Source organism: Paraburkholderia sp. RAU2J (assembly GCF_003634845.1).
Classification (GTDB): Bacteria; Pseudomonadota; Gammaproteobacteria; order Burkholderiales; family Burkholderiaceae; genus Paraburkholderia; species Paraburkholderia fynbosensis.
On the sequence record NZ_RBXG01000002.1, the window covers coordinates 2,125,399 to 2,139,368 of the forward strand.

Annotated in this window: 8 protein-coding genes; 3 read left to right on the forward strand and 5 right to left on the reverse strand. The window is 64.9% G+C overall.

From position 1 onward, the window contains the following. Positions 1–119 precede the first annotated feature (119 nt). Both B0G69_RS26950 and pdeR read left to right on the forward strand, forming a co-directional pair. The gene (locus tag B0G69_RS26950) at positions 120–4,769 is read left to right on the forward strand and encodes a DEAD/DEAH box helicase (RefSeq protein WP_121322631.1); all 4,650 of its coding nucleotides are present in this window, start codon (positions 120–122) and stop codon (positions 4,767–4,769) included. Positions 4,770–5,012: 243 nt separating this feature from the next. Beyond that, positions 5,013–7,016 (forward strand): cyclic di-GMP phosphodiesterase, encoded by a 2,004-nt coding sequence (gene pdeR / locus B0G69_RS26955; protein WP_121322633.1) that lies wholly within the window; start codon positions 5,013–5,015, stop codon positions 7,014–7,016. Between the two features lie 14 nt (positions 7,017–7,030). Here pdeR and B0G69_RS26960 read toward each other — a convergent pair whose 3' ends face one another. The 3 genes from B0G69_RS26960 to B0G69_RS26970 all read right to left on the reverse strand — a co-directional run bounded on the left by B0G69_RS26960 (position 7,031) and on the right by B0G69_RS26970 (position 11,054). After that, positions 7,031–7,918: a crotonase/enoyl-CoA hydratase family protein gene (locus B0G69_RS26960; protein ID WP_121322635.1), complete on the reverse strand. Its 888-nt coding sequence runs from the start codon at positions 7,916–7,918 to the stop codon at positions 7,031–7,033. A 471-nt stretch (positions 7,919–8,389) separates the two neighbouring features. After that, positions 8,390–9,493, reverse strand: coding sequence for a malate/lactate/ureidoglycolate dehydrogenase (locus B0G69_RS26965; RefSeq protein ID WP_121322637.1), 1,104 nt, complete (start codon positions 9,491–9,493; stop codon positions 8,390–8,392). A gap of 97 nt (positions 9,494–9,590) precedes the next feature. Then, complete coding sequence (locus B0G69_RS26970) at positions 9,591–11,054, reverse strand: M20 family metallopeptidase (protein ID WP_121322639.1); 1,464 nt, start codon at positions 11,052–11,054, stop codon at positions 9,591–9,593. 176 nt (positions 11,055–11,230) lie between these two features. Between B0G69_RS26970 and B0G69_RS26975 the strand changes: the two genes are divergently transcribed. Further along, positions 11,231–11,542 carry a superinfection immunity protein gene (locus B0G69_RS26975; protein ID WP_121323910.1) on the forward strand — a complete coding sequence of 104 codons (312 nt, stop codon included), beginning with the start codon at positions 11,231–11,233 and terminating at the stop codon, positions 11,540–11,542. Positions 11,543–11,624: 82 nt separating this feature from the next. On the opposite strand, the gene B0G69_RS26980 is transcribed toward B0G69_RS26975, so the two are convergent. Both B0G69_RS26980 and B0G69_RS26985 read right to left on the reverse strand, forming a co-directional pair. Beyond that, positions 11,625–11,897: a YodC family protein gene (locus tag B0G69_RS26980; protein WP_121322641.1), complete on the reverse strand. Its 273-nt coding sequence runs from the start codon at positions 11,895–11,897 to the stop codon at positions 11,625–11,627. 471 nt (positions 11,898–12,368) lie between these two features. Continuing rightward, a complete protein-coding gene (locus B0G69_RS26985; protein WP_121322643.1) occupies positions 12,369–13,955 on the reverse strand; it encodes an MFS transporter in 1,587 nt (528 codons plus the stop codon). Between the last annotated feature and the right edge of the window lie 15 nt (positions 13,956–13,970).

The window sequence follows — 13,970 nt, forward strand, 5'->3', positions numbered from 1 at the left end:
GGCACCCATTCCCCGGCAAAGCCCGTCAAAACCTGCGAGACTGACTACTGCGCTTCGCAACCGGTCGCCGTTTTCGACGCCCTCTGGATATGGCACGCCACGCCCCCATCTACGCAAGCATGACTTCGGCCACGACTTCCGCCGCGCTGGACGCGGCTTCCGGTTCCACGGCGGTGCATTGCGCCGCGGATCAGGCTTCGCCTCCCTTGACGCACCGCGCGCTGGACGACTTCCACCCGGCAGTCGCCGCATGGTTCCTCAGGACCTTTCCCGCCCCGACCGACGCGCAAGCCGCCGCATGGCCGCAGATTCGCCGGGGCCGCTCGACGCTCGTGGCCGCGCCGACCGGCTCGGGCAAAACGCTCACCGCATTCCTCTCCGCACTCGACGATCTGGTCCAGCAAGGCCTCGCCAACGGCGGCGCATTGCCCGATGAAACGCTGGTGGTCTACGTATCGCCGCTGAAGGCGCTCTCCAACGACATCCGCCTGAACCTGCAACTGCCACTGCAAGGCATCGCCGCCGAACTCGACGCGCGCGGGCTGCCGCCCCTCGATATCCGCACAGCCGTGCGTACCGGCGACACCACGCAGCAGGAACGCAACGCGCTGAAAAAACGCGCGCCGCATATTCTCGTGACCACGCCGGAATCGCTGTACGTGCTGCTCGGTTCGGACTCGGGCCGGCGCATGCTCGCGACGGTGCGCACGGTGATCGTCGACGAGATCCATGCACTCGCCGGCAGCAAGCGCGGCAGCCACCTCGCGCTCAGCCTTGAACGCCTGGACGCGCTGTGTCAGCGGAGTTTGCCTCGCATCGGCCTCTCGGCGACGCAAAAGCCGGTGAGCGCGGTCGCGCGTTTTCTCGTGGGCGGCGCGAGTATCGATAGCGGCATCCCCGCCGATTGCGCGATCGTCGACGTGGGCCACGTTCGCGCGCGCGATCTCGCGCTCGACATTCCACCGGTACCGCTCGAAGCGGTAATGCCTAACGAAGTGTGGGAACGCGTCTACGACCGCCTCGCCGAACTCGTCGCGATGCACCGAACCACGCTGGTATTCGTCAACACGCGGCGCATGGCCGAGCGCGTTGCGCGTCATCTGACCGAGCGGCTCGGCAAGGAAATGGTCGCCGCGCATCACGGCAGCCTCGCGAAGGAACATCGCTTCGACGCCGAGCAGCGCCTGAAACGCGGTGAGCTGCGCGTGCTGATCGCCACCGCTTCGCTGGAACTCGGCATCGATATCGGCGACGTCGATCTCGTCTGCCAGATGGGTTCGCCACGCGCGATCGCGCCGTTCCTGCAACGCGTCGGACGCTCGGGGCATCACGTGGGCGGCATGCCCAAAGGGCGGCTCTTTCCCACCTCGCGCGACGATCTGATCGAATGCGCGGCGCTGCTCGACTGCGTGCGGCGCGGCGAACTCGACGCGCTGCGCATTCCGCGCGCGCCGCTCGATGTGCTCGCGCAACAGATCGTCGCCGAAGTGTCGAGCGCCGAGTGGAGCGAGGACGCGTTGTTCGCGATGCTGCGGCGCGCGGCGCCGTACGCAGACCTCGAACGTGACCGGTACGACGCGGTGCTGCGCATGCTCGCCGAGGGCTACACGAGCCGCAATGGTCCGCGCGGCGCCTACGTGCATCGCGACGTGGTGAGCGGCACGCTGCGCGGCCGGCGCGGCGGCAAGCTGGTCGCGGTCACGTCGGGCGGCACGATTCCCGAGAACGCCGACTACGCGGTGGTGCTCGAACCACAGGCGATCAACATCGGCACTGTCAACGAGGATTTCGCGGTCGAGAGTCTCGCGGGCGACGTGTTCCAGCTTGGCAATGCGTCGTACCGGATTCTGCGCATCGAGAGCGGGCGCGTGCGGGTCGAGGACGCGCACGGACAGCCGCCGAATATTCCGTTCTGGCTCGGCGAGGCGCCGGGGCGCAGCGATGAGCTGTCGTTCGCGGTGGCGCGCTTGCGCGCGGAGATCGGGCGTCGGCTCGAGGGGGAGGATGTTGACGCGGCGGCAAGGGCAAAAGTGCGCGCGGCGCAAGCGAGCACAGGCGCGGCGACGCGAGCAAAAGCCAAAGCGAAAAGCACAGCCGAAGCACGTGCACAAGCCAACGCAGAAGCAGCCCCCGGGCCCAGCACCCTAACCGGGCGCGCGACGACAACCTCGCCTACACGCCTCGCCCCGCAAAACCCAGCGCCGACCGCCGAGTCCATCTCCGCCCGCATCGACCACGCCGTCGACTGGCTAATCGACACGCTGGATCTCGACGAACCCGCCGCGCGCCAGATCGTCGACTACCTCGCGCGGGCCCGCGCGGCGCTCGGTGTGCTGCCCACGCAGAATACGCTGGTGATGGAACGCTTCTTCGACGAATCCGGCGGCACGCAGCTCGTCATCCACGCGCCCTTCGGCAGCCGCGTGAACCGCGCGTGGGGGCTCGCGTTGCGCAAGCGCTTCTGCCGCACCTTCAACTTCGAACTGCAAGCGGCCGCCACCGAGGATGCGATCGTGCTGTCATTGACTGGCAGCCACTCGTTCGTACTCGACGACGTCTGGCGCTACCTGCATTCGAACAGCGCCGAGCATCTGCTGATTCAGGCACTGCTCGACGCGCCGCTGTTCGGTGTCCGCTGGCGCTGGAACGCGACGACCGCGCTCGGCCTGCCGCGCTATACCGGCGGGCGCAAAACCGCGCCGCAACTGCAGCGCATGCGCAGCGAAGACCTGCTTGCGAGCGTGTTTCCCGAGCAGGCCGCGTGTCTGGAGAACGTGGTCGGCGAACGTGAGCTGCCGCGTCATCCGTTAGTCGAGCAGACCGTCGACGACTGTTTGCACGACGCGATGGACAGCGAACGCTGGCTCGCGCTGCTGCGCCGGATCGAACAGGGCGAGGTGCGGCTGGTCGCGCGCGATCTGCCCGCGCCCTCGCCGCTTGCCGCCGAAATCCTCAACGCGAAGCCCTATGCCTACCTCGACGACGCGCCGATCGAGGAACGTCGCACCCAAGCCGTGCTGAATCGCCGCTGGACCGACCCGGCCGGCACGGACGATCTCGGCGCGCTCGACGCCGACGCGATCGACAGCGTGCGCGACGAAGCGTGGCCGCAGGCGCGCAACGTCGACGAGATGCACGAAGCGCTGACGGGTCTCTCCTGCATCACCGACGCCGAGGCGCACGCCCACGACGGCTGGCCGGCATGGCTCGCATCGCTGGCCGAGTCCGGCCGCGCCACCCGCCTGCAGATCGCCGACGATGCCGCCGTGTGGCTGCCCGCCGAGCGCCTCACCGCTTTTCAGGCGCTCTACTCCGACCTGCCGCGCACGCGCTATACGCCGCAACTCACCGCGCCCAAAGGCTACACGGACAGTTGGAGTGCCGACGACGCGCTGCTCGACGTATTGCGCGCGCGCCTGACCGGCTTCGGCCCGCTGCCGGTCAGCGCGATTGCACGGCCGCTGAGCTTGCCGGCGGCGACGGTCGAACAGGCCTTGACGCGTCTCGAGGCGCAAGGCTATCTGATGCGCGGCCGCTTCACGCCGCAGACCGCCGAGGAAGAATGGTGCGAGCGCCACCTGCTCGCGCGGATTCATCGCTACACGGTGAAACGCCTGCGCCGCGAGATCGAGCCGGTGGAACGGCACGACTTCATGCGTTTTCTGTTCGAGTGGCAGCATTTGACGCCGGACACGCGCAGCGAAGGCCGCGACGCGCTGGCCGGCGTGCTCGACCAGCTCGAAGGCTTCCAGGCCGCGGCGGGTGCATGGGAGGAAGACATCCTGCCCGCACGCGTGAGAGCCTACGCGAATACTTCGCTCGACGAACTATGCCGCGCCGGCAAGATCGTCTGGACCCGGCTCACCGACCGTGCGCGCGGCGCGGCCGGCCCGATCCGCAGCACGCCGATCGTGCTGCTGCCGCGCGCCCACGTGCGCACATGGAGCGCGTTGCTCGATCCGGCAAGGCAAGTGGAGCTATCCGCGCTCGCACAGAGTGTCTACGACACGCTCTCGCAGCATGGCGCCATGTTCTTCGACGAGTTGCTCGCCGACGTCCGCGTGCTGCGGATGGAACTGGAAAACGCGCTCGGCGAGCTGGTCGCCGCCGGCCTCGCGAACTCCGACAGCTTTGCGGGGCTGCGCGCCCTCCTCAAGCCGATCGCCAAACGCAATGCGTTTTCCGGCAACCGGCGCGCGCGCGCCAGCGCGCTGATCGGCGGGATGGACGACGCGGGGCGCTGGGCGCTCGTGAGCCGCCGCCCGCTTGCCACGGACACGGAGGCGCCCGGCCGCCGCCGGTTGCCACCCGAGGTGCTGGAACACGTCGCGATGACCTTGCTGCGCCGCTATGGCGTGGTGTTCTGGCGCCTGCTCGAACGCGAGGCCGAATGGCTGCCGCCGTGGCGCGATCTGCTGCGCGTGTTTCAACGGCTCGAAGCGCGCGGCGTGATTCGCGGCGGGCGCTTCGTCAATGGTCTCGCCGGCGAGCAGTTTGCCTTGCCCGAAGCGATTCCCGTGCTGCGCGAAGTTCGACGCCATGCGAACGACGGTGCTTTTGTGTGCGTCGCCGGCACCGATCCGTTGAATCTCGCGGGAACCCTGCTCACCGGCGAGCGCGTGCCCGCGGTGGCGGGCAATCGGCTGTTGTACCGCGACGGCGTGGTAGTGGCCACCCTGGTTGCCGGGAAATTCTGGTTTGACGCCTCGCTGGAAGCGCATCCCGCAGGCCGGGAGCAGGCCCGCGGACTGCTCACGCGCCGGTTCTAGCAGGCTCGAACGGGCGTGACTGCGGGCGGGTGCGTGTAGCGGTCGTCGTTCAACACGAATATCTCCACCACCGCCCGCCATGACGCCAAAGCAATCCTAAAGCTCTCGACCACCCGACCGTTAATGTTTATAAGCCCGAATTCCGCCGCTTCGCTACAATGTGGCCAGTCTTCAGCACGTTAAAGACTGTCTGCCGCCTCGCGCCTTGACGGGGACCACCGGCAGACATCGCCCGGGGATCTCATGAACGACGACCAACACGACCAGGTGCTTTATGCCCAGTTCGGCACGAGCAGCCCTTGCTGGCGTCTGTCGGCCGACAGCAACGCACTCGAACTCACGCCCGTCAACGGCGATGCGCCTGCGAACGTCGCCATTCCACTGAATCCTCAACAGGCGTCGCAAATCCGCTGCCTCACCGGCGCGACCTCGCACATCGTCGTCGACGTGCGCATGTTCGGCGAACCGTTGCGTCTGCATCTCGTCGGCAAGAAACTCAGCAGCAACACGTGGGCCGGCACCGCCTCGGCCTACGACGACACCGAATCCGTCGCCCGCGACCTGGTTCACGGCCTCTCGTTCGCCGAAAAGGTGGTTTCCGAAGTCAATTCGGTCGTGGTCATCGTCGACCGGCATGGCCGGATACAGCGCTTTAACCGCCTCGCCGAAGAGCTTACCGGGGTCAAGGAAGAGAACATCATCGGCCGTAACGTGTGGGCGCTGTTCATGTCGTCCGAAGACGGCGTGGCGTCCAGTCAGAACATCGCGGGCTTTTTCAATCGCGGCGTGTCGTATGAAGTCGAGCGGCGCATTAAAACGGTGCATGGCGAACGGCTGTTTCTGTTCCGCAATAAATTCGTCCAGAGCGGCAGCGGCGTCGAAGAACAGTTCCTGATCTGCTCGGGCACGGATATCACCGAGCAACGGCTCGCGCAGGACCGGCTCACCGAACTCGCCAATACCGACTCGCTCACCGGGCTCGCCAATCGCAACGCAATCCAGGACAAGATCCGCGCGGCCATCGAAGAAGCCGGCCCGAACGAAGCGGTCGGCGTGCTGTTCCTCGACCTCGACAACTTCAAGAAGGTCAACGATCACTACGGCCATGTGTTCGGCGACCGCCTGATCACCGATGTATCGGCGGCCATCAGCACCTGCCTGAACGAAGGCGACGCGCTCGCGCGCCTGGGCGGCGACGAATTCATCGTGCTCGCCGCCAAAGGCACCGCGCACGGGCTCGAAGCCACCGCGCAACGCATTCTCGAACGCATGCGCACGCCCTTCGCGGTCGGGCTCGTCGAGGTATACACCGGCTGCTCGATCGGCATCGCGCGCTATCCGGAACACGGCGACAGTCTCGAGTCGCTGATCCGTTCGGCCGACACCGCGATGTACGTCGCCAAGGACGAAGGCAAGCGCACCCATCGCGTGTTCTCGGCGGACATGAACCGCCGGGTCGCCGAGTACATGTGGCTCGACACCAACCTGCGGCGTGGACTCGACGAAGGCCAGCTGACGCTGCATTACCAGCCCAAGCTGTCGCTCGCCACCGGCACCGTGCAGGGCGCCGAGGCACTGGTGCGCTGGAATTCGCCGGAGCGCGGGCAGATCATGCCGGCCGAATTCATCCGTTATGCTGAAGAGTCCGGGTTGATCGGCGTGCTGGGCCGCTGGGTCATGGAAACTGCCGCGAAACAGGCCGCCCGCTGGAAAGCGGCTGGCTACAACCTGCGCATCGCGATCAACGTGTCGGCGCGGCAACTGGTCGACACGGCCGTGGTGCGGCATTTCACCGAGGCGTTGCAGCATGCGAACCTCGACCCCTGCCTGATCGACCTCGAACTTACCGAGAGCTGCCTGATCGAGGACGAGGCGGCCGCGATCGATCTGATCAAGCAGTTCCGCCAGCTCGGCGCGCAGGTGCATCTGGACGACTTCGGCACCGGCTATTCGTCGTTGTCGCAACTGGGCCGCATTCCGCTCGACGTCATCAAGCTCGACCGCAGCTTCGTGCGCTCGATCAACGCCGACACCAAAGCGCAGGCGCTGGTGCGCTCGATGGTGGCGGTCGCGCAGGAGCTGGACTTCAAGGTGGTCGCCGAAGGCATCGAGACCGAATCGGAAGAAATGTTCATGAAGGGGCTGGGCGTCGATTACGTCCAGGGTTTCCTGTATGGGCAGGCCATGCCCGCCGCCGAATTCGAGCGCTGGTTGCAGGACAGGCAGAAGCTCAGACTGATCGCCTGAGCTTCCGCGTCGGCTCAGGCGAAATTGGCCGCGCTCGGCGCCGCCTGATGGAGATTCGATGTACGGCGGTTCTGCAGCATCACCAGCCGCTCCATGAAGGCGAGATCCTTCTCGTCGATCGTGAAGGCGGCGTCGACCCAATCCTCGGTAATTTCCATCAGCTCGGCACGCGAAAGTTGCAGCACGCGCTGACGCGCCCGCAGCATCGCGCGGATGCCGTTCATCTTCGGCTTCAAGGTGTCGATGAAGGTGCGCGTGGCCAGATAGGCTTCGCCCGGCTCGAATAAATGGTCGACGAGACCCTTGCCGAAGTGCCATTCCGCCGTATGCGATTCGCCGACGCCGATCAGTTCCTCGGCGAGACGCATGCCTGCCTTGCGCGCGACCAGCGAATAACCGCCCATGCCCGGAAACAGATTGAACGCGATCTCCGGAAAGCCCATGCGCGCGTCTTTCTGCGCGAGCAGGAAATGATGCGCGAGCGCGGCCTCGAAGCCCCCGCCGAGCGCCGTGCCCTCCACCATCGCAATCGAAATCGCCCCGGTATCGAAACCTCTCGCCGCCGCGTGCACGCAATCGACGCAGGAGCGCGCATAGGCCATCAGCGCCTGGCGCTTGCCGGCGCGGATTGTGCTGGCGAAGAAGTCGAGATCGCCGCCGACGTTGTACATGGTCGGAATCAACGAACCGGTGACCCAGAAATCGATCGGCAAACCGGAGTCCCGCGCCGCCTGCGCGAGCCCCAGAATATCGTGCACCAGATCGAGATTGAAACAGGGTCGGGGTTGTGCGCGCAGCATCATCCACATGACGTTGCGGCCTTCTTCGTAGTAAGCGGAGATTTGCGAAAGATTGCCCGCTTCGAGGAACGGACGGCAGGCGTGGTGGTTATGCAGATTCATTTTGATCGGTCCTTTAAGGTTAAACACTGGCATTGCAATGCGAGCCTAAAACAGACCGGAATCGGATGGGAGCGGGGTAACGAACAGATGAACGCAAACCGGCTTGGACGCCGCGCCGGCAGGCACTCGACGACGGGGAGAGCGAGGTTGTGGAATACATACAGGCGCAAACGCTTGCGCACCGCAAATGGGCAAACAATGCGCGAAGATCCGCGCACTGGGCCAGTTAATTAGCGAGCGAACAAATCGGCATTTTTTGCTGAATCGAGCCCAATAAAAAGAAATGCCGGCCGATTTGAAAATGTATTCGAAATAGAATTCTGCAATGTTTGCTTTTTATTATTCTTGCATATCGGCTTTTATAGCCAATATGCATATTCAAACCTGAATTGCAGATATCGACGCCCAGTGCAAAAGAGCCATTGCCCGCCCTATGCGGACGATGCCGGGTCGGCACATGCCGCTTCCCCTTTACCGCAAGTACGCAGACCACCGCCGCGTCTCGTCTTCGCTCATACCGACCGCCAGCGCCGCCTCATGAATCTGCGTCCACGTAGCGGGGTCGACGGGGATGCCTTCGGCTTCGCGTTGTGCGCGTGTCACGCGCTCGGGCTCACCCGGTTCGTAGATACGATCGGTGCCCGCCGCGAGCGGCGAGGCCTTCACCCACTCGATGAACGCATCGGCTTCGGCTTGCGCGTCGGGGGCGTCGAAGGCAGCGGGATCGATGATCACCGACAGCATGCAGTTGATGATCGCGTTGGTCGTGCCAAGCGTCTGCGTGTGCGTCGTGAAGCCGCCTGACAGCGCGCCGCCGAAAATCTCGCACATCGCCGCGAGCCCAAAGCCCTTGTGACCGCCGAACGGCGTCAGCGAACCGAACGGTTCTTCGTGCATGACCTTCGGTTCGAGCGTGGGAAACCCTGCGTAATCGATCAACGCGCCGGGCGGCACGTGCTTGCCCTGGTTGTACGCGACGCGCGTCTTGCCGTAGGCCACCGTGCTCGTCGCGAAGTCGAGCACGAGCGGCGGCTTGCCGGGCCGAGGATAAGCCGCGCAGAACGGATTCGTGCCGATGCGCCGGTCCGCGCCGCCGAACGGTGCGACGAGCGGATCGCCCGCGACGTTGACGAAGTGGAACGACACGAGTCCCGCGCGCGCGCACTGTTCGGCCCAATGACCGATGCGGCCGATGTGATGCGCGCCGCGCAAGCCGACCGCGCAGATACCGAGACGCCTGGCGCGCTCGATGCCTCGCTCCATCGCTTCGAACGCGACGACCTGGCCGAAGCCCTTGCCCCCTTCGACGGTCAGCACCGCGCCCGCATCCTTCACCACTTCGGCATGCAGGTTCAGTTGCAGTTGCGCGTCGGCGAGCGACGCGACATAGCGCGGAATCATGCCGACGCCATGCGAGTCGTGTCCGGTCAGATTCGCCGCCACCAGATGATCCGCGACGAGCGCCGCTTCGCGCGGCGTGCTGCCCGCCTGCACCCAGATCGCGGTTACATAGGCATGCAGTTGATCGGCCGGAATCCGGAGGGTGGCGGGACGGGCAGTCTGGTTATCGGTCATTCAACGAGTCGGTTCAGGAAAATCACAAGCGCTGGGGTGCCGCTCGCTCTCTTTCGACGAGCGGAGCAAGCGGCCGGACTGAGCAGCGCGACCGCGCTCAGGACGCAGCGGCAATCACTTCCGCCACCGCGGCCGTGAGTTTCTTGCCGTACGGCACGTGCAGGAACTCGTTCGGGCCGTGCGCGTTCGACTTCGGCCCAAGCACGCCGCACACCATGAACTGCGACTTGGGGAAACCCGCCTTCAGCACGTTCATCAGCGGGATGGTGCCGCCCTGCCCCATGTACGCGACGTCCGCGCCGTAGTGGCGGCGCGATGCGTCGTTGAGCGCCGTGGCGAGCCACGGCGCGAGGTCCGGCGCGTTCCAGCCGCTCGCCGCGCCGGCGTCGGGCTTGAACGTCACTTTCGCGTTGTACGGCGGGTCGAGTTCGAGCAGCGCCTTCAATTCGGCGACGGCCTTTTCCGCTTCGATCAGCGGCGGCAGACGCAGCGACAGTTTGAACGCAGTGCGCGGACGCAGCACATTGCCCGCGTCGGCGAGCGCGGGCAAGCCGGCCGCGCCCGTCACCGACAGCGAAGGACACCACGTCGAATTGAGCAAGGCCTCTTGCGGATCGGTGGTGGTGGGCAGCACCTGGCGGCCGTCCTGGCCGCACGCCCATGGCAGTTTCTTCCAGACGTCGTCGCCGAGAATCTGCGCGGTGGCTTCCGCTTCACGCAGACGGTCCGCGGGGATCGGGCTATGGAAACCCTTCGGCAGCAGCGTGCCATTGGCGGCATCTTCGAGCCGGTCGAACAGTTGCCGCATGATGCGAAAGCTCGACGGCGCGATGCCGCCGTAACCGCCCGAGTGAATGCCTTCGTCGAGCACCTGCACTTCGAGGTCGCCGGCAACGAGGCCTCGCAGCGACGTGGTGAGCCAGAGTTGATCGTAGTTGCCCGCGCCCGAGTCCAGACACACGACGAGACCGACCTTGCCGAGCCGCTCACGCAGCGCGTCGACGTACGGCAGCAGATCGTAGCTGCCCGATTCCTCGCAGGTTTCGATCAGACCGACGCAACGCGGACGCTCGATGCCTTGCGCGTCGAGGGCGGCGAGCGCCGTGATGCTTGCGTAGATCGCGTAGCCGTCGTCGGCACCGCCGCGGCCGTAGAGCTTGCCGTTCTCGAGCTTCGGCGTCCAGGGGCCGAGGTCGTTGCGCCAGCCATCGAACTCGGGCTGCTTGTCGAGGTGGCCGTACAGCACGATGGTTTCTTCGCTGCCCGAGCGGGTCGCGGCGGATTCGAAGAAGATCACCGGCGTGCGGCCGGGCAAGCGGATCACCTCGAACTTCAGACCGCGCACCGGTTGCTGCTCGGCCCATTGCGCGGCGTCGGTGATCACGCGCTCCAGATAACCGTGTTCGGCCCAATCAGGATCGAAGGCCGGGCTCTTGGCCGGCACCGCGATGTAGTCCGTCAACGCGGGGACGATCTCGTCGTTCCACTTGCGGTCTACGAATTCGCGCAGCGTGTCGGGATTGATGCGTTGAGCCTGCTGGGTCGTATCGTCGGAGATCATGATGGCGGTCCTGGCGGTTCCGTTCAGTCGAAACGATCATGATAATCCCGATGCACGACCGGCTGAACCCCTTGGCGACCTCACGGCGTCCCGCGCAGCACTTGCCGAATGACCTCGCTGCGCAAACGAAACATTCGCGCGACAATCGTTGCATGCATCGCGCATCGGAGTTGCTCATGGCTGGCAACGTGCTCGTCCAGATCATCGCCGCGGTGTTCGCGCTGGCGTTGTATTTTCTGCCGGCGGTTCTCGCGGACCGGCGCAAGCGTCATGACGCCCTGACGCTGGCGCTATTCAACGCCTGTCTCGGCTGGACCGTGCTGGGCTGGGTGCTTGCGCTTTACTGGTCGTTGCAGCCGAACCCGGCGAAAAACCTCGCGGGCGAAGTGATGCAGACGCGCAAAATCACGCGGATGCGAGCGTTCTCGTCAGCGCTGATGCTGCGCGTGCACAAGCGCGCCTCGGTGCGAGACGATGCAAAGAAGTGATTCTTTGGACGTGCCCAGCCTGCCAGAGTGAATAGCCGCCTGCGGCCGGATGACGGCCGCCGCCTGCTTCATTCAGTTGGATTCAAGCCGCGCGGCCAATCTGTTGCCAGCGCACGGAGCCGGCCGGAATCGAGCGAGGTTCGGCACGGACGTTCGCGGGCGCGAACATCTCACGACGCAGTTCGCCGTATTCGTCGAACCACTCGCAGATGAGCCAGTCGCCGGGATTCAGCGCGACCGGACCCGAATAGGTCACGGTCATGCGTGGACCCCCGTCCTTCAACGTCACGACGTCGCCAACGCTGAAACTCGCGGTGGGCGGTGTCTGGAGTGCGTCAATGGTAGCGGTTAGCATTTTGTTTCCCCTACGGAGCGGATGAGCGTGATTAAGTCATTGCGCCGGGATTCTCGACATTAGACCTACTGAGGGAAGTCTCTAAAGAGCGCCAAGATTAACAATCGAAATTAACTGCGGCAAGTTTTTTTTAGAAATACCGTTTTCAGCATCCCTGGAATGTCCTTGCCATCCTGACCTGCACGATTTGAAACCAGGAAAATCCCTGAACATCGCCGTAACCCCCGACCCATACGGCAGTGCACCATGGCACCATTTACTGCGGGCGAAACCGGACGGAGTAGAAAATGCCTGATGCATTCTTCATACATGAACCGCCGCAGAACGTCGCACCGGTTTTAACTAAATAAAAGTTACCTGTGAACAGGAAACTCACCGGTAAATAGCGAGCCTTCTACTTATGTTTTTGTTTAAACGTGCATAATAATGCCGGCAAATCACCCGCTGAAAACGATTACCGGCAGCGGATTTTCAAACCGGTTGCACCGAACGGCGCAGCGCCAGTTGCTGATGGCGCACCAAAAGCACGCTCAAACCGATGCAGACAAACATCAGCAGCGCGTTGATCGCGAGGCTGATCTGAAACCCGTGGGCGTACGCCGCGGGCGCCGCGCGGCCGCCGACCGCGCCGAAGAACGCGCCGCTGATGGCCGCCGTGCCGAACGCCGAACCGATCTGCAGCGTCGACGACACCACGCCTGAGGCCAGCCCCGCCTTCTCCGGCACGACTTCGAGCAGGACGATGCGCATGATCGACGGCAACAGCAACCCGTGACCGACGCCGGCGCACACCAGCCCGCAGTAGAACAGCAGATCCGGCGTGGCCGATTGAGTGGCCGACCAGCCGGTGACCGTGAAGCCGATCGTCATCATCGAAAAACCGAGCGTCAGCACATGGCCGCCGATGCGCTTGACCACGGCCGGCGACGTCAGCGGCCCGACGACGAAGCCGAGTGCGAACGGCATGATCGCCATGCCGGAGGCGAGCGGCGTCCAGTGCAAACCCGTCTGCAGGAAAATGCCGTAGGTGAGGAAGAACGCGCTATTGCAGTAAAACAGGAACGCGAGCACCAGACCCAGCGCGAACGCCGGATTGCGGAACAGTTGCAGATCCACCAGCGGATGGCCGCCGCCGCGCTCCACGCGGCGCTCGGTCGCCACGAACAGCGCGAACGCGGGGACCGCGAGCGCGAACATCGCGAACGTCCACGCGGGCCAACCGGCTTCGCGGCCATGGGTCATCGGGTAGATGACCAGCAGCAGCACCGCGGACAACAGCGCGACACCTTTCACGTCGATGCCGGTGCGCGTGGCCGGCTGATTCTCCGGCACGAACTTCCACGTGCCGAGAAACGCCGCGATGCCGATCGGAATATTGATCAGGAAGATGATGCGCCAGTCGAGCCCGAACGGGTGATACGTGATCAGCGCCCCACCGCCCAGTTGCCCGACGATCGACGACAGCCCGAATACGAAGCCATACAGACTCATCACCTTGGTCTGCTGATGCAGCGGCACGACCGCGCGGATGGTCGCAAGCACTTGCGGCGCCATGACCGCTGCCGCGATGCCCTGCACGATCCGCGCGATCACCAGCATATGGCCGCTGGTCGCAAAGCCGCACAGTGCCGAAGCGACCACGAATGCCGCCATGCCCGTCATGAACATGCGGCGGCGCCCGTACAGATCGCCGAGGCGGCCGCCGGTGATCAGCAGCACCGCGTACGCGGAGGCGTAGGCGGACACTACCAGCTGCAATTGCGCGTCGCTGGCGTTCAGGCCTGTGTGAATCGACGGCAGCGCGAGGTTGACAATGAAATAGTCGAGTGGCGCAAGGAAAGCGCCGACGAACAGCACGGCCAGCGCGAGGCCCTGGCGCTCGAAGCGCGGCGCGGCCTTTTCCGCGGCCGACGCCGGCGCCGATACCGATGCAGCGGGCGCCGCCGCCGACGTCGCGATCCCGGCCGCCACCGCGCCGGGGCACGTCACGACGCCCGCACCGCCGCTCGCGCATCCGGCGAGTGCCGCCGGAGCGGACTTGATCGCATCTCTATTCATGACTGATCGTTCAAA